A 20,000-nucleotide genomic window follows, 5' to 3' on the forward strand; every position below is an offset into this window, starting at 1 on the left:
GCCATCATCGCCATCATCGCCATCGTGCTAGAGCGTGGGGCGAATGTCGAAGGTGGCGCCCGGCGGCGCGGCTTCCGGATCGTCGGCCACGTGGACCTGGCTGACACGTGCCGCACTGGGTCCCTTGTGCGCCCAGTCGATAATCGCTTTCACCGCGTCGGCAGGACCATGCACGCTGGCTTCCACCGCACCATTCGCACGATTGCGCACCCAGCCGGCCAGGCCGAGCGCGCTTGCGCGTTCCGCCAGCGCGTAGCGATAGCCGACGCCTTGCACCACACCCTCGATCATCAGTCGCTTGGCCATCACATCCTCCAGTTGACGCGGTTGCGGCCCGCCTCCTTGGCGCGGTACAGGGCTGCGTCGGCCGCCTCGAACAGGACGGCCGAGGTTTCCCCGCCGCCCAACGGCAGGGTGGCGCCGCCGATGCTCACCGTCACGACCGGAGCGGCAATCGACTGCTCGTGCGGGATCAGCAGTTGCGCCACGGCCTCGCGGATTCCCTCGGCCACGTACAGGGCCTGCGCGGCATCCGTCTCCGGCATCAGGATCGCCAGCTCTTCGCCACCGTAGCGTGCCGCGACATCGCAGGGACGGCGCATGGCATTGCGCGCCACACGGGCCACGGCGCGCAGGGTGCGGTCGCCGGCGGGATGGCCATAATGGTCGTTATACTGCTTGAAGCAATCGATGTCCAGCAGCGCCACCGAGATCGTGTGCGCGTGGCGGGTGGCACGCTGCCATTCGCTTTCGTACACTTCGTCGAAGCGGCGGCGGTTGGCCAGCTCGGTCAGGCCGTCGATATGCGCCAGGTGTTCCAGCATGCGGCGCTGGCGCACCACTTCCAGGTGGGTGGCGACGCGCGCCATCACCACCGTCGTGTTGAAAGGCTTGGTGATGTAATCGGCGGCGCCCAGCTTCAAGCCGCGCGCCTCGTCTTCGGGCCGGCCCATGCCGGTGATGAAGATGACTTCGATGTGGGCGGTGGCCGGATCGGCGCGCAGGCGGCGCAATACCTCGTAGCCGTCCATGTCGGGCAACATCACGTCCAGCATCAGCAGGTCGGGCAGGTGGCGCTGGGCGCGTTCGATGGCCTGCTCGCCGGTCTTGGCAAGCAGCACCACGTATTCCGGCTTCAGCAGGGTCGCGAGGACCTGGCGGTTGATGCCGTCGTCATCGGCGATCAGAACTTTTTGCGTCTCCTGGGTCATGCACTCATTTCCATATCGATGCCGAGCGCTTGCGCTAGTTCGGCCAGCGGTTTCAGGGCGTCATGATATTCGATGTCGTCCACGGCGCGCTGGATGCGCGCCAACAGGGCGGCCTGGCCGGAGCCGGCCAGCAAGGCGCTCAGCTCGGTCAACAGGTCTTCCGAACGGGCGTCGTCGGCCCGCAGGTAGCGATCGAGTTCGCGCAGCAGGCGGCCGAAGTCGGCGGCCTGGCCCCCGCCGGCCTCGGCCGACGGTTGCAAGGCATTGGCAAAGCCGGCCAGGATGATTCCCAGCGCCTTGGCCATGTCGGCCGCTTCCCTGGTGCAGCGTTCGGGGCGGCCGTCGCGGATGCCCGCTTCGACGATGTCGGACAGCTGGGCGAGGCCGACTGCGCCAAGATAGGTGGCGCTGGATTTCAGGTTGTGGGCCAGGCGCTCGACCTGGCTCCAGTCCCCGTCGGCCAGTGCAGCGGTGAGCTGGGCCGGACCGTTGCCGTATTCGCTGCAGAAGCTGCGCATGCGCTTGGCAAGGATGGCCGGATCGCGCTCGGCGCGTGCCAGTGCGTACTGCCAGTCGACGCCCGCCAGCGGCGGATAAGCCACGGCAACCGGGGCGGCGCTGCTGTCAGCGGCAGGAGCGCCGGGAATGGTACGGCCTACCAGGCGTGCGGGAGCGATCCACTTCAGCATTGCCCGGAACAGCACGTCCGGATCGATCGGCTTGGTGATATGGTCGTTCATGCCGGCTTCCAGGCTCTTGGCATGGTCGTCCGGCATGGCATGGGCGGTCATGGCCAGGATCGGCAGGTCGCGCAGCGCCGGGATCGCGCGGATCTGGCGCGTGGCGCTCAGGCCGTCGACCACCTGCATCTGCACGTCCATCAGCACCAGGTCGTAATCGCCTTGCTGCACCATCCGGACCGCCTCGCCGCCGTGAACGGCGATATCGACGTGCACGCGCACGGTTTCCAGGAAGTCGACCGCCACTTCGCGGTTGTTGGCATTGTCTTCCACCAGCAGGACCCGGGCGCCATGCAACCTGGCCAGTTCCTCGGCCGGAAGGCCGCGCTGGTCGCCTTGCAGGGTGGCCGGCTGTGCGATCTCCGGGCGCAGCACCTGCAGCAGGCTGTGGTAGAGCAGCGCCGGGCCGACCGGCTTGGTCAGGAAGCCTTGCAGCGGCAGCTCGCCTTCTTCCTGCAGCACCGTTTCGCGGGTGCAGGCACTGACCATCAGGATCGACGGCGGGGCGGCGAAGCGCGGGTCGGCGTGGATGCGATGGATGGTTTCAACGCCATCCCAGCCCGGCATCATGTAATCCATCAGCACCACCTGGTAAGGCATGCCGGTTTCGACACCGCGCACCAGCATGTTCAGCGACTGCTCGCCGGAACTGGCACTGTGGGCGGCTACGCCGAAGGTGCCGAGCATCTCCACCAGCGCTTCGCGCGCCGTGGCGCTGTCGTCCACCACCAGTACGCGTGCCTGCTGCAGGCCGGCGGTCGGCGAAGCGACCGCCTCCGTGCTGGCGTCGCCGACACCGAGCTTGACGGTGAAACTGAAGCGGCTGCCGACGCCTGGTGTACTGGTGACCTTGATGCTGCCGCCCATCAGCTCCACCAACTGGCGGGAAATGCTCAGGCCCAGCCCGGTGCCGCCAAACTTGCGGGTGATCGAGTTGTCGGCCTGGCTGAAGGACTGGAACAGCCGCGCGAGCTGCTCTTCGCTCATACCGATACCGGTATCGCTGACGCTGAATTGCAGCACCACGCCGTCGGCCGAGCGCTCGGTTGCCTTGACGGCGACCACGATCTCGCCGCGTTCGGTGAACTTGACGGCGTTGTTGGTCAGGTTGATCAGCACCTGGCCCAGGCGCAGCGGATCGCCGACCAGTTTTTGCGGCACGCCGCGTTCAACCCGGAATACCAGTTCGACCTTGCGCGCATCCGTCTTGATGGCGGTCAGGGTGGACAGGTGGTCCAGCAATTCATCAAGGCTGAACGGTGCGGATTCGAGCGCCAGCTTGCCGGCCTCGATCTTGGAGAAGTCGAGGATGTCGTTGATGATGCCGAGCAGGTGCTCGCCTGCGCCAAGGATCTTGGCCAGGTAGTTGCGCTGCTTCGGGCTTGGGTCGGTCATCAGGGCCAGCCGGCTCATGCCGATGATGGCATTCATTGGGGTGCGGATTTCGTGGCTCATATTGGCCAGGAAATCCGACTTCAGGCGGGTAGCCGCTTCGGCGCGCAACATGGCGTTCTGCATGGCCTTGGTGCGCAGGCCGAGGATGCGCATGAAGACCAGCATGTCGAAGGCATTGCCGAACTGCAGGGCGTGCATGGTCCAGAAGTTGGCGGCCAGCTTGCCGCTGATAACCTGGCTCAGGACCACGGACGACAGGAAACTGACCGCCCAGCCGACCATGAAGTAGATGCCGACGGAGTCGCCGCGGCGGGCACGCTGGTAGGCACCGGGCAGTCCGAGCAGCATGGGCAGCAGGCCGAGGGTGCTGACGATGATGACCAGGACGTCGATGCTGATCACGTCGAGGCAATAGGCAACGGCAAACAGGGCGGCCAGCGCGGCGCCGCCCTTCATCAGGATCGAGAACGTGCGGTCGACGCCGGGTCGGGCCAGCGACTGCTCGACGAACAGGTAGCCGCCGCAGGATGCCATCAGCGCAAACAGGCCGCCGGCATGAAGCGTCATCCAGACGTTGTCGCGCCAGATGTACTGGCTGCCAAGGCCGAAGAATTCGAACGAGAACAGGGTGGTGCCGGCGATCAGCAGCGAGTATTTGCCGAACAGCGGCTCGCGCAGGTTGGCCCATTGCGCCAGGCTATACAGCAGCAGGCACAGGCTGAGGCCGATCAGCATCCCTTGCAGCATCTGCTCGGCGAGCGCGGAGGAGTGGTATACCGCGGCCTTCGAGAAATTGATCGGCAGGATCATCGAACCGATGTTCTCAACCCGCAGCAGGACCACATGGTCGGCGCCGGGCGTCAGGCGCAAAGCAGCCGCCGGCGTGCGGCCGCCGCCGCCGGGAGCGACCACCGGTTGCAGGTTGCCGGTCACGGTGTGGCTGTGGAGCGCGCCGTCGGTGGCGGCAAAGACGTCGACCCGGTTGATCTGCGAGTAGTCGATGTTCAGGGTCCATTCGCCGGTGGCGTCGGCCGGCACGAAAACGGGAATACGGACCCAGACCACGGTGCCTTTGTTGACGCCCAGGGTCGCATAGGCCGATTCCGGTTTCTGGAAGCCGGCTGCCGCTGCCAGGACTTCCGCCGCGCTGAGTGTGCCGCCCGGGTCTTTCAGGATGGTGACGGCGGGCCAGGCGTCGTGCGAGCCAGGCCGCTCGTCGAGCACCAGGGGCGCGCTGGTGACGCTGCCTGCGCCGCCTGCGGTGCCGGCGAAGCCGGGAACCGCCGCCAAGGACAGCAACAGCGCGAACAGCGCGAGGATGAAGCGCTTCAGCATGGCTGCTGGTCTCCCGCCGGCTTGGCCGGGGCGCGGCCTGCCAGGCGCGCTTCCAGTGCATTCATCCATGCCGGGGCCTTGGGGTCCTTGCCCCAGCCGCGCACGGCGTGATCGACCTGGTTCAGTACCGTCGGCGGGAGTTTCAGAGGGCGGGTCTGGTCCATCAGGAATTTCACGGTGAACTGGTAGCCGAAGATGCGGGTGATCATGCGGCAGATCGAAAAGTTGGGGAACACCAGGCGCACCAAAGCATCGAAGCCGCGCACCATGACCATGCCGCCGATGAACAGGGCGCGCGACAGCAGGTTGACGCGCTGGTTGAGTCCCAGGTCGAGGCGGGCCGATTTGCCGCACAGGTAGCGCGTCAGCAGGACCGGGAACGGCTTCAGGATGCGCAGCGGGATCTGGTCCTGCATGGCCTTCATCAGGGCGGCGCCAAGCTCGGGCCGCGGGTCGGGCAGGTAGGGCGACAGGCGGGCGCGCGCCTGGATCTCGTTGAAGCTGGCCTCGGCCTGCTCCATGGTTTGCGGCATCAGGCCGGACTCGATGCCGAGGATATGCCCGACCACGTTCCAGGTGTGCAGGTAGGCTTGCTCGTCTTGCTGCGGCAAGCCCAGGCCAAGCTTGCGCAGGCCGCGCAGGAAGATGTAATGGAAGGTGAGCAGGGTGTACGCCAGTTCTTCCTGGTTGCAGGGCAGGCCGTTGGCGGCCACGTCCCAGCCGTTGTTGTACAGCGTGTCGTGCACGTTGCGGCAAGGCGCATCCAATGGTGCCACGGCGATACCGCCATCAAGTACTGCATCGGAAGGATTGCCGCGCAGGATCAGGTGACGGATGGTGGCGTGGATCAGGCGCACCTTGAGGATCTGGGCCACCCCCCCGCCTTCCGGCGTGGTGAGGCCGCCGTGCATCATGACCGGGAAAATCATGGCGGCCGTGGAGCGCACGCGATAATCGGTATGCGCCTCAAGCTGGCCGGCGACGTGCAGCACGCCGGCCAGGTCCGGCACCACATAGCATTCCGGCAGGCTGGCGCAGAACAGCAGGCTGCAGGACAGCATGCTCATGTCGAAGAACAGGTCTTCCGAGCGCGCGATCCTGGCGCTGTCGGCCCAATCGGGTAGTTTGGTTCCCGCCGCAAGGTAGGCTTCCAGTGCGGTGGCGATGGGCGCCGGCGTGCCTTCCGGCGCGCGCCAACCGGCTACGATGGCGTTGCTCTGCCATTGGCCGAGCAAGCGGTTGACGATCGCGATGGCGTCCCACTGGCTGCCGTCGTGGCCATGCAGGATGGCCGCGATGGTGTCATCGGCAAGCGGATCGGCGCGCAGGGTTGGCGCGATCGCAATGGGTGCGTTCATTGTGCTTCCTTCCAGCGCATCCAGCCGCAAAGCCCGGTCAGGACGGGAATCCCCATGGCGAACAGGGCGATGGTGCGGGTCTCGATCGGGTTGCCTTTAAGGGCCTGGAATACCATGCTGCCGCCGTAGATCAGCAGCGGGACCAGGGCATAGAGCGGAGTAATGCGGCTGCTAGGCACCGGCGGCTTGTTGCGCAGCGTCAGGCGGAAGCCGTAAATGATGGCGAACGACACGGCCATCCAGCCGACGAAGCCTTGCAGCGTCTCACCGAACCAGCCGCCGTCGGTCTTGGTCATGATCCAGGCCTTGAGCGTGAACACCATGTAGGGATCGGCGCCCAGGTCGTAGGCGGTGACGATCATGGCGCCGAGGAAGGCCATGATGAAGGTCATCAGGGTCGACGGCACGCCGTCGGTAGGCGACTGCCAGACGATCAGGTTGCCGATCACATAGGCGACGTAGCACAGCGCAAACCACATCAGCGGAATAATGAACGGCACCGAGCCGATACGCGGACCCAGCACGTCGGTATAAGTATAGGAACCGAAGAACCAGCCAAAGCGCGCGCCCATCTCTTCTGCGAACCAGCCCAGCACCAAGGCGATGACGACGAAACGGAAGGCCGGCGCGTGACCGAGGAAATGGCTCGCACTCGCCCAGCAACAGGCAAACATCAGGATCGAACTGACGATCAGCAGCGTGGTGGTTTCACTCCAGCTGCGCGATGCCAGCGCAATCAGGAAACCGGCCAGCAGGATGAGGGTGAGGCGGGGCAGGTGGTTCAGCAGCGACTTCATACGTCTCCAGGTTAAAAGTGGTAGTCGAAACGGATGTCAAACGTCCTTGGTTCACTTGGAACCGCCATGCCGAAGCTGTCGATCGTCACTGGCTGGACCTTGTTTTCCAGGTTCTTCACGCGGGCCATCAGGCTCCAGTTGGCGCCGTCGGGACGGTATGCCAGCGTAAGGTCGCTGGCGGTACGGGACGGCACCCGGTATTGCAGCAACTGGCTGGGAACGCTGATGTTGTAGGCGGCGCTGCGCCGCGCATTGATGCCGGCAACGATTGCCGCGGCAGGCAGGCGGAAGGTATGGTCCCAGCCCAGGCTGAACACCGAGCGGGGTGCGCGGTCCAGCGCTTCGCCGGCCCACGACACCACGCCGTCGGGCTGGTAGCTGACGTAGTGGGCGTCCAGCAGCGTCAGGGCGTAACTGAGGCTGTCGGCGGCGGTCGCGCGCACCTGTCCATCAAGCTCCAGGCCTTTGACACTGGCTGCGCCGGCATTCCGGGTGACGAAGCGCGGCGCTCCCGCCACGATGGCGACGCCGGACAACTGCAGGTTGGTATAGTCATAGCTGAACACGGCCAGGTTCAAGCTGGCGCGCCTGTTCCAGAAGCGGGTTTTCAGGCCTGCTTCCAAGGACTTCAGCGTTTCGGGCTGGTAGAACAGCGTGTCGGCTGGAACGGCAATCGCCGCGGGGCACGGAATGCCCAGCGCGCTCGACCCGGCCAGGCAGCCGTCGTTGAAGCCGCCCGACTTGTAGCCGGTAGCGATGCTGGCGTAGGCCATCGCCGCCGGAGCCAGGTCGTATTCGGCGCCCAGCTTCCAGGTTGTCTTGTGCGTGGCCAGCGCGGCGTCGTTCAGCATCTTGAAGTCGGTGGCGGGATTGTATTCGCGCGCCTGCTGGAAGTTGGTCGAGCCGACGCGCGATTTTTCATCATCCGTATAGCGCAAGCCCGCCGTGGCCCGCAGTGCCGGCGTCACGCTGTAGGTAAGCTGGCCGAAGGCGGCTTTGCTGCGCGAGATCGTCGGGCCATGCGGGAAAATATAGTAGGGCGGCAGCTCGACCAGCTGCAGGTCGCGGAATACATAGAGCTGGTGCGACTCTTCGCTGAAGTGGTACAAGCCGCCCTGGGCCTTCAGTGGACCGCTGCCGTTGGTCGACAGGCGCAGTTCGTGCGAATCCTGGCGTTGCGCGCCCCAAAAATTCTCGTGCACGCCAATCGCCACGGTCGGCAGCACGCGGTAATAGAAGTTGGCCAGGAAGTCATGCTGGTTCTTGCGGTGCGAGCCAAGATAGTCCAGCGTGACCGGCCCCAGGTTCCACGACAGTTCGGCGCCGAAGCCGCTAATCGACTTGTGGTTGTAGCCTTGTTCGAGCCTGGTATTGAATGGCTTGAAGGCGTTGGTCAGGCGGGCGTCGGTGGCGGCCGGGTACCACTCAGGATTGCCGGCTTCAACACCCCGGTAGAAATTGGTATCCGGGACTACATTGTCGATGTTGCCGTCCTGCGTGGCGTGCTCGTAGCGCAGCAGCAGGGAAGCCGACTGGCCAAGCGCCAGCTTGGCCGACAGCCGCGCCGAACGGTCGTCGCGGTCGTGGCCAAGCTCAAAACCGGTACCCTGGCCGTTGCGCAGGTAGCTGTCATGCCGGTTGACCGCCACGGCGGCACGCAGGGCGAGGCTGTCGTTGACCGGTGCGTTCAGCATGGCGGTGGCTACGCGCGAATTGAAATTGCCCAGCGCGAGGCTGGCGGCACCTTCCCATTGCCGGACCGGCGTATTGCTGATGACGTTCACCACGCCGGCTGTCGTATTGCGGCCATACAGCGTCCCTTGCGGGCCGCGCAGCACCTCGATGCGCTCAACGTCGAGGAAACCGGCGCTCTGGGCTTGCGGACGCGCGATATAAATGCCGTCCTGCATGAACGCGGCCGAGGGATCGCCTTTTTCGGTGGAGTCGGAATTCGACACGCCGCGAATGGTGATGCGCAGGCCGTCGGGGGCGCCGTCCAGGTGCACATTGGGCAGGCGCTTGCCGATGCCGGCGGCGTTGTCGATGCCGAACTTGTCCAGTTGCCCGGCTGTGAGCACGGACATGGCGACCGGCGTGCGCGACTCGGGCGCGGCAACGCGCTGGGCCGTCACCAGGACTTCCGGCAGCTGCTCTCCAGTTTGACCTTGCGCCCAAGCCGGCGCGCAAAGCATGCTGGAGACGGCGGCCGCCAGCACGGTCGGGCAAAGATTCGCCCCGCAATTCGACATGATTACCCCTAGTGCCTTGCTTTATATGATTATTTTTGCAACGTTGCTTAAAACTGTTGCTAGCAAAGTTCAAGAGTCTATCAGTTTGGCAACTAAGGAAATAGGGTTATGTAGGCTTTCCCCGACATGGATACGACATGATGACTGATAGCGGGACGGGCCCGGCAGGGGAATACTGGCGGCAAGCCTGAACAAGGAAAGGAGTGCATCATGTTTACTCGAAACATAACTTTCGCCTTCACCCTGGCTTGCAGCGCCATCGGCGCGGCCGTGGCAGCCGATGAGCCGCAATTCGTCACTGGCGGCGTCGGCATCGAAGAGCGCGGCCAAATGCTCGCAAGCAAGCCCGATTACAACGTGCGCATGACCTTCGCGACCCGCGGCACCGGCGAATACCGTTCGGACGTGCAGGTCGAGATCTCCGACACGAAAGGGGCTACCAACGTCAACGCCCGCGACGCGGGGCCGCTGATGTTCGTGAACCTGGAGCCGGGCCGCTACCGCGTGACGGCAACGGCTGCCGACGGCCAGGTCCAGCGCCGCGAGGTGCAGGTACAGGCCGGGCGGACCAAGGACCTGTACTTCTACTGGAGCGAACCCGCCACTATCGTGCAGTAGACATCAGTTGGTTGAGCGGGCCGTAATGGAAGGTCTGCTCGTCGTCGATGGCGCCGGTCTGGTGGAAGCGTTCCATGTAGGCCTTCAGCCGGCCCATCATGACCTCCGCCGGCGCTGAACCGGCGCTCAGGCGGCGCACGCCCAGTGCGGCCAGGCGGGCCGGGGCCGGCAGGTTCGGGCGCGCCAACAGGTTGAGCGGCATCGTTGTACCTTTTGCAAGAGCCGCGATGTCGCCTTCGTCGGTAGCACCCGGCGCAAACAAGCCGCTGGCGCCGGCCTCCTGGTAAACCGCCGCACGGCGCAGGGTTTCCGCTACGCGGGCCCCCGGTTCGGCCAACCCGCGCAGGTAGACGTCGCAACGGGCGTTGATGTACAGGTCGATGCCGGCTGCCTTGGCCGCAGTGCGTGCCGCCCTGATCTTGCGCGCCAACAGTTCGGGCGGGGAGCCGCCGTCTTCGATATTGATGCCCACCACGCCGGCCTGCACCAATTGTCCGACGAACTGGCCCACCGCTTCCGGGTCGGAGGCATAGCCGTCTTCGATATCGACCGTCAGCGGCAAGGCGCTGGCGCGAATGATGTCGCGTACGGTTTCCAGCAGCAGGGCGGTTGGCAGTTGGGAGCCGTCGGCATAGCCATGGCCCCAGGCGACCGCCGCGCTGCTGGTGGCGAGCGCTTGGGCGCCAGCCAGGGCAGCGATGCGGGCGGTGCCGCCGTCCCAGCAATTGGCCAGCAGCAGGATGCCTTCCTGGTGCAGTGCGTGAAATCGGGTGTCGTTGCGCATGTATTTTTTTCCTTCACATTGGGGAGCAGGCCATTTTGCCACGGTTGCCGCATTCCTGCTTTGGTACAATTCGGGGTTGCCAATTACTCCCGCCACCATAGTGCAAAGCCGCCAACTCTACGTCCGCCTGCTGAAGGAATTCCTCCCCTATAAGTGGGCCGCCCTGGTGACCCTGTTCGGCGTGGGTGTGGCTTCGCTGACCGACGTGCTGCTGATCCGCCAGCTCCAGAATGTGGTCGACGCCGTGCAGCCGAATGGCGCATCCGGCCCGGCGGCGCAAAGCGGCGCGCTGGCGACGATACATGGCTGGCTGGACCGCATCCTGCCGACCGATCCGGGCGCCGCTGCGATGTGGGCGATTCCGGCCCTGATCATGGCCTTGGCCCTGCTGCGCATGGTCAGCACATTTACCGGCGATTACGGTTCGGCGTGGCTGACCCAGCGCGTGCAGGCCAATGTGCGCGAGAAGATGTTCGCCCGCGTGCTGCGGCTGCCGAACCGCTATTTCGACCAGTCGTCGACCGGCACCACCTTGTCGCGCATCGCCTTCGATGCAACCCAGGTGACGCAAGCGGGCCTGAGCGTATTCACCATTGCCGTGCGCGATACGGTGGCGGTGATCGGCTTCCTCGGTGCCTTGTTCGATATCGACTGGAAGCTGGCCTTGTTCTGCCTGGTGCTGCTGCCAATGGTGGCCCTGGTGGTGACCATCGCTGCGCGCCGCATGCGCCGTCTCAGTTCCAGCGCCCAGCAAGCGATGGGTGAACTGACCCGCGTGCTGGACGAGAGCATTGGCGGCCAACGGGTGGTGAAGATTTTCGGCGGCCAGGCTTATGAGCAGAAGCGCTTCGACGAAGTGGTCAAGATGAATCGCCAGCTGGCGGTCAAGCACGCCTCAACCGCAGCCATGAACTCCGGCCTGATCATGCTGATGGTCGGCGCCACGCTGTCGTCTGTGATCTATTACGCCTTGCTGCGCGCGCAGGCAGGCGCGCTGACGCCGGGCGCCTTCGTTGCCTTCATCACTTGCCTGATGTCGCTGCAAGGCCCGATCAAGAACCTGACCAAATTGAATGAACCGCTGCAGCGCGGCCTGGCTGCTGCTGAGTCGGTGTTCGGCCTGATCGATGCGCCGATGGAAGCCGATACCGGCACCCGGAGCGCTGACAACGTGAAGGGTCGCATCGAACTGGTCGACGTCGGCTTCCGTTACAACGTGGACGATCCCGAAGCCGCACCGGCGCTGCGCTCCGTTTCGCTCGATATCGCGGCCGGCGAGACGGTCGCCCTGGTCGGCGGGTCGGGCAGCGGAAAGACGACGCTGGCCGGCCTGCTGCCGCGCTTTTACGACGTTGGCAGCGGCCGCATCCTGCTGGACGGAGTCGACCTGCGCGAGTACCGCCTGCCGGAGCTGCGCAGCAAGATCGCCCTGGTAAGCCAGGATGTGGTGCTGTTCAACGATACGCTGGCGGCGAACATCGCCTACGGCGACCCGGCGCCGGACCTGGCGCGGGTTGAAGCCGCGTCGCGTGCGGCCTACGCGCACGACTTCATCATGCGCCAGCCGCAGGGCTACCAGACCGAGGTCGGCGAGAACGGCATGCGCCTGTCGGGGGGGCAACGCCAGCGCCTGGCGATTGCCCGCGCCTTGTACAAGGACGCCCCCATCCTGATCCTGGACGAGGCGACCAGCGCACTGGATACGGAGTCTGAACGGCAGGTGCAGGCGGCCCTGGAAAAACTGATGGAAGGCCGCACTACGGTCGTCATCGCACACCGCTTGTCCACCATCGAAAACGCCGACCGGATCGTCGTGATGTCGGCCGGAGCGATTGCGGAGCAGGGCAGCCACCATGCGCTGCTGGAAAAGGGCGGTATTTATGCGCGCCTGTACCAGACGCAAAAACAACTGGATCAGTGATCACTGCGTGGCCTGCAGCAGGTAGGCCGCCATGTCCCGTGCATCGCGTTCCGGCACGCCGAGCTGCGGCATGACGGTGCCGGGTTTGACCTGTTGCGGAGCGCGGATCCACTTCACCAGGTTTTCCTCGGAAGTCGGCAGCTTGCCGGCGATGAAGCTGCGCTGCGCCAGTCCCTCCAGGTTGGGGCCGACGAACGTCAGAGGCCCGGTCACGCCCGGGATGTGGTGGCAGGACTGGCAGGCAAACTGCGTCAGCGCCAACCTGCCGCGCGCACGGTCCGGCGCAGCGACCGTTCCCGTGGCCGGCTCAGGCCGGGGCGCCGCCGCCGGCTTTTCGATCAGCGCATAGTCGGCCGCCGTCATCGCAGGCAGCGCACCGAGGAAGGCAACCACGTCCCAGATTTCTTGCTCGTCCAGGTGGAAGCGCCAGGCGGGCATACCACTCATCTTGATCCCATTCGCGGTGATCCAATACATCTCCCGCGCCTTCCAGCGTCGCGCGGCGTCGACCAAGGGGCCGGGAACCGGCTGCATGCTCAAGCCAATGACGCCCATCGCCTTGCCCGGCCCGCCGTGGCACTGCTCGCAATGCTGGCGAAACAATGCGCCACCACGCGCCAATGCGCCAGCCGGCGCCTTCGGCGCGACGATGCCGCGCGCATGGAAGCGTACCGACTGCTGCATGCCGCGCTCAATCAGCGTGTGCACGAACTGGAAATGCGGACGAACCGCGGAAGCGTCGTACCAGCCGGCCTGCAGCACCACGGTAGCCGCAAGCATCCCGGCCAGCCCGGCCAGGCATAGGGTGACAGCGGCGGTAGCAATAAGGCGACGCACAATCGGGAAAAGGGCGATGATGTCTTCAGTGAATTATAGGGATCGGCAGCGGGAAGGCAGGGACGATTCGTGAAAGCAATCACTATGCGTTTGCGGAAAAACGGCTACGCGGCGCGCGCTGGCGTGGCGGCCCTCTTGTTGCCGCTCGCCTTGTGCGCATGCCAGCCGCGCAAACCCTACCCCCAAGCCGATGTAGGCGGCGATGCGCGGCGCGGCAAGGCCCTGCTGGCCCAATTCCAGTGTGGCAGTTGCCATCACATTCCGGATGTGGAAGCGGCACGCGGCAAGGCCGGCCCGTCACTCGCGGAATTCGGCCTGCGCAGTTATATAGCCGGGCGCTGGCCGAACCAGCAGGCCAACCTGGTGCGCTGGATCTCGGCACCACGCAGCATGGATCCCGCGACCTCGATGCCGGACATGGGCGTCTCCAACGACGATGCGCGCCACATGGCAGCTTACCTCCATTCGCTGAAATGACACCTGCGCTGCAATCGGTCCTGTCGCCTGCCGGGCCGGATGCGGCACTGCTTAGCCGTTTCAGCTGGCTGCTGTTTGCGGCTGGTGCGGTCATATTTCTACTGGTGGCGCTGCTCGTTCTCGCAAGTGTCGTCCGGAAGCGCGGCAGGTCGTGGTCGCGCCGTCTGGTGGTGGGTGGCGGCCTGTTCCTGCCGGTGCCGCTGCTGGCGGCGCTCATGGGCTGGTCCGGCAGGCAAGCCTCGCTTGTGTCCTGGCCGTTCTCGGGAACCCGCATCCAGGTGAGCGTGACGTCGTACATGTGGTGGTGGGAGGTGCGCTACCGTGACACGTTGAGCGGCCGCGAGGCGGTGCTGGCGAATGAACTGCGTCTGCCGGCAGGTGAGCGGGTGTATCTCGCGCTCGCGTCGGCGGACGTGCTGCATGCTTTCTGGGTGCCTGCGCTGGCCGGCAAAGTCGATATGGTGCCGGGCCGCCTGCATGGTTTGACGCTGCGCGCCGATGCGCCCGGCCGCTACCGGGGGCAATGCGCCGAATACTGCGGTGCCCAGCATGCCGCGATGGCGCTCGATGTGGTGGCTGTCGCACCGCAGGAGTTCGACGCCTGGCTGGCACGCCAGGGCGCACCTGCGAACACGCTTGCGCATCGCGGACGGGAAGTCTTTCTCGCTGCGCGCTGCAATGCATGCCATGCGGTGCGCGGTGTCAGTGACGGTGGTGCGCTCGGGCCGGACCTGACGCATGTCGGCAGCCGCACGCACATCGCGGCGGGGGCACTGCCCATGAATCGTGCCGCATTGATCGGCTGGATCGCCGACCCCCAGGCTGCCAAACCGGGCGCCCGCATGCCGCCCAGCAACCTTTCGCCCCAGGACTTGCAAGCCCTGGCAGGCTGGCTGGAGGAGCTCCGATGAGCATACGCGTTGATACGCCCAACAGTCTCCCCCGGCCGCCGGGCGAGTATGAGGCCCTGGAGCGCGCCTGGCGCAAACCGGCCGGCTGGCGCGGCCTGACCGCCGTCAACAACACCCGCATAGGCCGCCTGTACCTCGCAACCGCCTTTGGATTCTTCCTGTTTGCCGGGGCCCTGGCGCTGGTTATGCGGCTGCAATTGGCCGTTCCCGGCAACGACCTGCTGCGGCCAGGCACATACAACCAGTTCTTCACCATGCACGGCACGGTGATGATGTTCCTGTTCGCCATTCCGATGGTGGAAGCCATCGCGGTCTTCCTGCTGCCCGGCATGCTGGGTGCGCGCGACCTGCCGTTTCCGCGCCTGTCCGCCTACGCCTACTGGGCCTATGCCTTCGGCGGCGCGGGGTTCATCGTGACCCTGGCTTTCGGGCTTGCGCCTGATGGCGGTTGGTTCATGTACCCGCCGTTGACGGGCAAGGAATATTCTCCCGGCCTGAACGCGGATTTCTGGCTTCTAGGGATTGGCTTTATTGAGATTTCGGCGATTGCAGGCGCCGTCGAACTGATCATCGGCATCCTGCTTACCCGCACGCCGGGCATGACGCTGGCGCGCATTCCAGTTTTCGCCTGGACGATGCTGATTGTCGCCGCGATGGTGGTCTTCGCGTTCCCGCCCCTGATCGCGGGCACGGCGCTGTTGGAGCTCGAACGCGCCTACGACTGGCCGTTCTTCATTCCCGCGCGCGGCGGCGATCCGGTACTGTGGCAGCACCTGTTCTGGTTCTTCGGGCACCCGGAGGTGTACATCATCTTCCTGCCGGCTGCGGGCATGGTGTCGTCGATGTTGCCGGCCCTGGTGCAAACCCCGTTGGTGGCGCGCCGCGCGGTGATCTTTTCCCTGCTTGCAGTGGGAGCGTTGAGTTTTGCCTTGTGGATGCACCATATGTTCACGGCCGGCCTCGGCCAGCTTGAAACCACGTTGGTGTCCGCCGCCAGCATGGCGATTGCCATCCCGACCGCAGTGCAGGTGTTTGCCTGGATCGCCACGCTTTGGCGAGGCAGGGTGCAATTGAATGCGCCGACCTTGTTCATTCTCGGCTTCCTGCTGGTATTCGTACTGGGCGGCCTGACGGGCGTGATGGTGGCGGCGGTGCCGTTCGACTGGCAGGCCCATGACAGCTATTTCATCGTCGCCCACCTGCATTACGTCCTGGTGGGCGGGCTGGTGTTTCCGATGTTCGCGGCAGCTTATTTCTGGATGCCCTTGTTCAACGGTCAGCGCATGTCGGAACCCTGTGCGCGCTGGGTGTTCGGATTGATTTTCGTCGGCACCAATGTGGCGTTCTTCCCGATGCACGCGACTGGTTTGCTCGGCATGCCGCGCCGGGTGCATACGTATGGCTCGGAAATGGGTTGGGCTGGGTTGAATATGGCCAGCACCGTGGGCGCCTTGCTGCTGGCTGCCGGTGTTGTGCTGTTCACGCTCGATCTGGTGCGCACCTTGCGGCGCCCGCAACGGGAACATGGCAATCCCTGGAAGGCGAGCTCCCTGGAATGGCTGCCGCAGGACGAGTATGCGACACGCAGCCAGCCGGATGTCCGCTCGGCGGAACCGTTGTGGCGTCAGCCGCTGCTGGCGCAAGAGGTGGAGCGCGGCATGCATTGGCTTCCGGGCACCGTGACCGGCATGCGTGAGACGCTGGTGACTGGCTGGCGTGATGCCAGGCCCGGGCATCTATTGGTATTACCGGGCGATAGCTGGCTGCCCTTCCTTTGCGCGCTTGGGACTGCGGGATTCTTCCTGTTGATGACGGTCCAGCAGGCCATCGCCGCATGGTTGTGCGGCGCACTTGCCTTCGCAACGCTGGTTGCCTGGCTATGGCAGGCGGAGCCGGTGCGAACCCGGCCATTTGCTGTCGTCGCGCAGCACGTCGCGATCCCGATCGGGGCGCAGGGGGCAGCATCGCATTCATGGTGGGCGACGTGGGTGCTGGTGGTGGTCGATGCGGCGATCTTCGCTTCGTTGGCGTTCACGCTGGTGCACCTGTCCATGCGCCTGGAAGCCTGCCCCCCGCCCGGCGCCCACTTGCCGGATCCGCCCTGGCCCTGGCTGCAGGCGGCTTTGCTGGCGGCCAGTTCGGTCCTGGCTTGGTTGAACGGGCGGCGTGCAAGCTGGTGCTGGCCGATACTGGTGGCCGGCGCGTGCCTGCTTGCGGCGTTCGCGGCCGATCTGGGCGCGCAACGATCCGCTGGCCTGTCGCCGTCGCATGATGCGTGGAGCGCTGCGGTTGCGGCGTTGTTGGCTTATCAGGGATTGCACGTGGCCGTGCTGGCGCCGGCGTCAATCTACGTTGCGGCGAAGGGGAAGCTGAGGGCGGCCAGTCGTGCCACGCTGGATAACACTATTCTCCTGTGGCACTGCGCCGTGTTGCAGGCGCTGGCGGGGCTGGCTTTGCTACGGTTGCTTTAGAACGAGTAGACCAGGGTCACCGAAGTCTGGGTGTCGGTGTTCTGCTTGTCGATCGGCACAGTGGAGTCGTTGATCGCGCTGAACGCTGCCTTCATATGCATCGAACCGTTGATGCGGGCGCTGAGCGAAGTCTCGGAAGTCGAGTGTGTGTTCCATGATGCCCGTTCGACCGTCAGCATTTGCGCAAACGTGGCGCTGTCACTGATCTTCCAGCGGAAGGCGGCACGGCCGCGGAGCACCAGTCCGCGATCTTCTTCGCCATTGGCGCGGGTCGCCTTGAAGAAGCCCGGGCCGGCTTCCATGTCCAGGGTCTTGTTGTCACTTTGGTAAACGCGGAAGCCATGACCGACACCGAGGCTGGCGCTGCGGGTATAGGCGCCGAAGCGGTCTTCCGAGAAACCGGCCAGGACAAACAGGGTGGAATTTTCTTCCAGCAGCTTGTAACCGGCCTTGGCGGTGAACTGGTAGCGCTCGGCCGAGCGTTGCTTGGTTTCCTCGCCGTCGACACGGGCGCGGTCTTCCTTGAAGTAGCCGTTGCCGGTGTACTCATTGCTCCAGCGCAGGGTGTCTTGCAGGACTTCGAACCTGCCGGTGACGGAAGTACCGGCGGTATTGCCACTGGTGGTAATCGCGCCGATCTCGGCGGACAGCATGATGTTGCCGGTGTGGTCGACTGCGTTATCTTCTGCCAGTGCGTTGCCTGCGGCCAGGCCGCAGGCGAAAATCAGGGGGATCAGGTATTTCATAACTGAATTCTATCAGGGCTCTACAGAATGCGCCCGTTTCAGGCAGCGCAACACGAAGGTCGAGCGGCTGTGGCGAATGCCGGGCAGTTTATACAATTTGCGGCGCAGGAACTCCTCATAACCTGCCGTGCCGGCCACGGCCACCTTGATCAGGTAATCGTATTCGCCGGTCAACAGGTAGGCCTCCATGACTTCCGGAAGTTCGGCCAGCGCCAGACCGAATTTGTGCAGCATGTCGTCATCATGGCGATCCAGCGTGACCTCGATGATAACGGTGTCCGGCAGGCCGAGGGCCTGCTGGTTGAGCAGCGCAGTATACCCTTCAATGACGCCGCGCTCCTCCATCGCCTTGACGCGGTTCCAGCAAGGGGTGGTGGAAAGGCCGACAGTTTCGGCGAGTTTGGTATTGCTTAAACGGCCATCCCGGCGAAGTTCCCTCAGGATTTTGCGGTCCATTTCATCAAGGTGTTCCATGTTTTCGCATAAATGAAGAAGATTCTTCTATTTTACACGGAAAACACGGCAAACTTTGGATGCCTATTCCGGCCTCCCAGCCGGATAATCTTCACATGAATACCGAACAGAAAACTTTCCGCCTGCGCCTCGACCGTTGCTCCGCCATGGATGCCGCGGAGGCGGTGCTGGCGACGCTGCGCCGCGGAGGCGTCCAGCTCCATGCCATGCGCATGGCACCGGGCGTGCATGGCATGAACCTGGACCTGGATGTGGCAGCCGAGGGCGAAGATGCCCTCGTACTGGCCCGCATGCGCCTGTGCAACCTGATCGGCGTGTTGAAGATTCGCGTGCAGGCGCGTGCTTACGCGCCGATATAGGCGTACTTGAAGCCGAACACGATGGCGATCACCCACACGATCGGCTTCACTTCGCGGAAGCGCCCGGTCATCAGCTTGAGTGCGGCATAGGTGATGAAGCCGAAGGCGATGCCGTGCGCGATCGAATAGGTGAAAGGAATCAGCAGGGCGGTGATGGCGGCCGGAATGCATTCGGTGGTTTCGTTCCAGTCGAAGTCGCCGAGGTCGCGCAGCATCAGGCAGGCGACGAACAGCAGGGCCGGCGCCGTGGCGTATGGTGGCACGACGCCTGCCAGCGGCGCGATCAACAGGGCTGCCAGGAACAACAGCGCCACCACCAGCGCGGTGAGGCCGGTGCGGCCGCCGGCCTGCACGCCCGAAGCGCTTTCCAGGTAGGCGGTCGTGCTGGAAGTGCCGAGCACGGAACCGGCCACGATGGCGGTGCTGTCGGCCAGCAGCGCCTTGTTCAGGCGCTCCATCTTTCCGCTGACCAGCAGGCCGGCGCGGCTGGCGACGCCCATCAGGGTGCCGGTGGCGTCGAACAATTCGACCAGGAAGAACACCAGGACCACATTGAGCACGCCGACGCCCAGCGCTCCCGGCACGTCAAGCTTGAGGAAAGTGGCATCAAGCGATGGCGGCGCCGAGAATACGCCGCGGAACTGATTCCCTGCGAAGAAGAAGCTCAATACGGTGACAACCATGATCCCGATCAGGATGGCGCCTTTGACTTTCAGCCGGTCCAGGGTGACGATCAGCAGGAAACCAACAATGGCCAGCAACGCCGGCGGCTTGTGCAGGTCGCCCACGGTCACCATGGTATTCGGATTGGCCATGACAATGCCGGCGCTTTTCAGCGCGATCAAGCCCAGGAACAGGCCCAGGCCGACCGTGATCGCGATACGCAGCGAGCGGGGAATGCCGTTGACGATGGCTTCGCGCAGGCCAAGCAGGCTGACCACCAGGAACAGGCAGCCGGAGATGAACACCGCACCGAGTGCCACCGGCCACTGGATGCCCATGCCAAGCACCACGGCGTAGGCAAAGTAGGCATTCAGGCCCATGCCGGGCGCCATGCCGATCGGATAGTTCGCATACAAGGCCATGATCGCCGTGCCCAGTGCCGCGGCGAGGCAGGTGGCGACGAAGACGGCTTCTTTCGGCAAGCCGGCGTCGCCGAGGATGGCGGGGTTGACGAAGATGATATAGGCCATGGTCAGGAAGGTGGTGATACCGGCCACCACTTCCGTGCGCACATCGCTGCCGGCTTCCTTGAGTTTGAATAGTTTTTCGACAATCGACACGACTGCTCCCCGGTTTGAACTACCGGGGAGCATA

General features: G+C 64.7%; 17 protein-coding genes. 6 read left to right on the plus strand and 11 right to left on the minus strand.

Annotation, left to right across the window (positions count from 1 at the left end; all coding sequences use genetic code 11):
• Window positions 1–27 precede the first annotated feature (27 nt).
• From BM269_RS14190 to BM269_RS14215, 6 genes are read right to left on the minus strand one after another with little or no spacing between them, the layout of a single operon-like run.
• The gene (locus BM269_RS14190; RefSeq protein ID WP_090437735.1) at window positions 28–306 is read right to left on the minus strand and encodes an acylphosphatase; all 279 of its coding nucleotides are present in this window, start codon (window positions 304–306) and stop codon (window positions 28–30) included.
• Entirely contained in the window at window positions 306–1,211 is a 906-nt protein-coding gene (locus BM269_RS14195; RefSeq protein ID WP_090437737.1) for a diguanylate cyclase, read from the minus strand. The genes BM269_RS14190 and BM269_RS14195 overlap by 1 nt, the downstream gene beginning before the upstream one ends.
• Window positions 1,208–4,681 (minus strand): hybrid sensor histidine kinase/response regulator, encoded by a 3,474-nt coding sequence (locus tag BM269_RS14200; protein WP_090437739.1) that lies wholly within the window; start codon window positions 4,679–4,681, stop codon window positions 1,208–1,210. The genes BM269_RS14195 and BM269_RS14200 overlap by 4 nt, the downstream gene beginning before the upstream one ends.
• Entirely contained in the window at window positions 4,675–6,039 is a 1,365-nt protein-coding gene (locus BM269_RS14205) for an oxygenase MpaB family protein (RefSeq protein WP_090437741.1), read from the minus strand. The genes BM269_RS14200 and BM269_RS14205 overlap by 7 nt, the downstream gene beginning before the upstream one ends.
• Complete coding sequence (locus tag BM269_RS14210) at window positions 6,036–6,836, minus strand: carotenoid biosynthesis protein (protein WP_090437744.1); 801 nt, start codon at window positions 6,834–6,836, stop codon at window positions 6,036–6,038. Before BM269_RS14210 ends, BM269_RS14205 begins: the two co-directional genes overlap by 4 nt.
• Before the next feature lie 11 nt (window positions 6,837–6,847).
• Window positions 6,848–9,085 carry a TonB-dependent receptor gene (locus BM269_RS14215; RefSeq protein WP_090437745.1) on the minus strand — a complete coding sequence of 746 codons (2,238 nt, stop codon included), beginning with the start codon at window positions 9,083–9,085 and terminating at the stop codon, window positions 6,848–6,850.
• A 210-nt stretch (window positions 9,086–9,295) separates the two neighbouring features.
• Between BM269_RS14215 and BM269_RS14220 the strand changes: the two genes are divergently transcribed.
• Window positions 9,296–9,703 (plus strand): hypothetical protein, encoded by a 408-nt coding sequence (locus BM269_RS14220; RefSeq protein ID WP_090437747.1) that lies wholly within the window; start codon window positions 9,296–9,298, stop codon window positions 9,701–9,703.
• On the opposite strand, the gene BM269_RS14225 is transcribed toward BM269_RS14220, so the two are convergent.
• A complete protein-coding gene (locus BM269_RS14225) occupies window positions 9,690–10,487 on the minus strand; it encodes an isocitrate lyase/PEP mutase family protein (RefSeq protein WP_090437749.1) in 798 nt (265 codons plus the stop codon). The two genes, BM269_RS14220 and BM269_RS14225, sit on opposite strands and share 14 nt — an antisense overlap.
• 100 nt (window positions 10,488–10,587) lie before the next feature.
• Here BM269_RS14225 and msbA point away from each other — a divergent pair, with 100 nt between their 5' ends.
• A complete protein-coding gene (gene msbA, locus BM269_RS14230; RefSeq protein WP_090437751.1) occupies window positions 10,588–12,408 on the plus strand; it encodes a lipid A export permease/ATP-binding protein MsbA in 1,821 nt (606 codons plus the stop codon).
• Here msbA and BM269_RS14235 read toward each other — a convergent pair whose 3' ends face one another.
• Window positions 12,409–13,245 (minus strand): c-type cytochrome, encoded by an 837-nt coding sequence (locus tag BM269_RS14235; protein WP_229204650.1) that lies wholly within the window; start codon window positions 13,243–13,245, stop codon window positions 12,409–12,411.
• A gap of 84 nt (window positions 13,246–13,329) precedes the next feature.
• On the opposite strand from BM269_RS14235, the gene BM269_RS14240 reads away from it, so the two are divergent.
• Genes BM269_RS14240 through BM269_RS14250 form a run of 3 tightly spaced genes read left to right on the plus strand, consistent with a single transcriptional unit; the run spans window position 13,330 to window position 17,104 of the window.
• Window positions 13,330–13,722: a c-type cytochrome gene (locus tag BM269_RS14240; protein ID WP_090437755.1), complete on the plus strand. Its 393-nt coding sequence runs from the start codon at window positions 13,330–13,332 to the stop codon at window positions 13,720–13,722.
• The gene (locus BM269_RS14245; protein ID WP_090437756.1) at window positions 13,719–14,633 is read left to right on the plus strand and encodes a cytochrome c oxidase subunit II; all 915 of its coding nucleotides are present in this window, start codon (window positions 13,719–13,721) and stop codon (window positions 14,631–14,633) included. Before BM269_RS14240 ends, BM269_RS14245 begins: the two co-directional genes overlap by 4 nt.
• On the plus strand, window positions 14,630–17,104 hold the full coding sequence (locus BM269_RS14250) for a cbb3-type cytochrome c oxidase subunit I (RefSeq protein ID WP_090437758.1): 2,475 nt from the start codon (window positions 14,630–14,632) through the stop codon (window positions 17,102–17,104). Before BM269_RS14245 ends, BM269_RS14250 begins: the two co-directional genes overlap by 4 nt.
• On the opposite strand, the gene BM269_RS14255 is transcribed toward BM269_RS14250, so the two are convergent.
• Together BM269_RS14255 and BM269_RS14260 are read right to left on the minus strand one after the other, a co-directional pair.
• On the minus strand, window positions 17,101–17,850 hold the full coding sequence (locus tag BM269_RS14255) for a DUF481 domain-containing protein (protein ID WP_090437760.1): 750 nt from the start codon (window positions 17,848–17,850) through the stop codon (window positions 17,101–17,103). The two genes, BM269_RS14250 and BM269_RS14255, sit on opposite strands and share 4 nt — an antisense overlap.
• 12 nt (window positions 17,851–17,862) lie before the next feature.
• Window positions 17,863–18,324 carry an Lrp/AsnC family transcriptional regulator gene (locus BM269_RS14260; RefSeq protein ID WP_055923646.1) on the minus strand — a complete coding sequence of 154 codons (462 nt, stop codon included), beginning with the start codon at window positions 18,322–18,324 and terminating at the stop codon, window positions 17,863–17,865.
• Window positions 18,325–18,419: 95 nt separating this feature from the next.
• On the opposite strand from BM269_RS14260, the gene BM269_RS14265 reads away from it, so the two are divergent.
• Window positions 18,420–18,683: an ACT domain-containing protein gene (locus BM269_RS14265; RefSeq protein ID WP_090437762.1), complete on the plus strand. Its 264-nt coding sequence runs from the start codon at window positions 18,420–18,422 to the stop codon at window positions 18,681–18,683.
• On the opposite strand, the gene BM269_RS14270 is transcribed toward BM269_RS14265, so the two are convergent.
• Window positions 18,668–19,999, minus strand: coding sequence for an NCS2 family permease (locus tag BM269_RS14270; protein WP_170860378.1), 1,332 nt, complete (start codon window positions 19,997–19,999; stop codon window positions 18,668–18,670). The two genes, BM269_RS14265 and BM269_RS14270, sit on opposite strands and share 16 nt — an antisense overlap.
• Window position 20,000 lies beyond the last annotated feature (1 nt).

The organism is Duganella sp. CF458, assembly GCF_900113115.1.
In the GTDB taxonomy this organism is placed as follows: domain Bacteria; phylum Pseudomonadota; class Gammaproteobacteria; order Burkholderiales; family Burkholderiaceae_D; genus Rugamonas.

Excerpts from the sequence above, each read along its gene's own strand:
- BM269_RS14195 (WP_090437737.1), bottom strand. The coding sequence starts at position 1,211 with ATGACCCAGGAGACGCAAAAAGTTCTGATCGCCGATGACGACGGCATC.
- BM269_RS14210 (WP_090437744.1), bottom strand. The coding sequence starts at position 6,836 with ATGAAGTCGCTGCTGAACCACCTGCCCCGCCTCACCCTCATCCTGCTG.
- BM269_RS14205 (WP_090437741.1), bottom strand. The coding sequence starts at position 6,039 with ATGAACGCACCCATTGCGATCGCGCCAACCCTGCGCGCCGATCCGCTT.
- BM269_RS14220 (WP_090437747.1), top strand. The coding sequence starts at position 9,296 with ATGTTTACTCGAAACATAACTTTCGCCTTCACCCTGGCTTGCAGCGCC.
- BM269_RS14215 (WP_090437745.1), bottom strand. The coding sequence starts at position 9,085 with ATGTCGAATTGCGGGGCGAATCTTTGCCCGACCGTGCTGGCGGCCGCC.
- BM269_RS14190 (WP_090437735.1), bottom strand. The coding sequence starts at position 306 with ATGGCCAAGCGACTGATGATCGAGGGTGTGGTGCAAGGCGTCGGCTAT.
- BM269_RS14245 (WP_090437756.1), top strand. The coding sequence starts at position 13,719 with ATGACACCTGCGCTGCAATCGGTCCTGTCGCCTGCCGGGCCGGATGCG.
- BM269_RS14270 (WP_170860378.1), bottom strand. The coding sequence starts at position 19,999 with ATGCTCCCCGGTAGTTCAAACCGGGGAGCAGTCGTGTCGATTGTCGAA.
- BM269_RS14260 (WP_055923646.1), bottom strand. The coding sequence starts at position 18,324 with ATGGAACACCTTGATGAAATGGACCGCAAAATCCTGAGGGAACTTCGC.
- BM269_RS14265 (WP_090437762.1), top strand. The coding sequence starts at position 18,420 with ATGAATACCGAACAGAAAACTTTCCGCCTGCGCCTCGACCGTTGCTCC.
- BM269_RS14250 (WP_090437758.1), top strand. The coding sequence starts at position 14,630 with ATGAGCATACGCGTTGATACGCCCAACAGTCTCCCCCGGCCGCCGGGC.
- BM269_RS14200 (WP_090437739.1), bottom strand. The coding sequence starts at position 4,681 with ATGCTGAAGCGCTTCATCCTCGCGCTGTTCGCGCTGTTGCTGTCCTTG.
- BM269_RS14240 (WP_090437755.1), top strand. The coding sequence starts at position 13,330 with ATGCGTTTGCGGAAAAACGGCTACGCGGCGCGCGCTGGCGTGGCGGCC.
- BM269_RS14225 (WP_090437749.1), bottom strand. The coding sequence starts at position 10,487 with ATGCGCAACGACACCCGATTTCACGCACTGCACCAGGAAGGCATCCTG.
- BM269_RS14255 (WP_090437760.1), bottom strand. The coding sequence starts at position 17,850 with ATGAAATACCTGATCCCCCTGATTTTCGCCTGCGGCCTGGCCGCAGGC.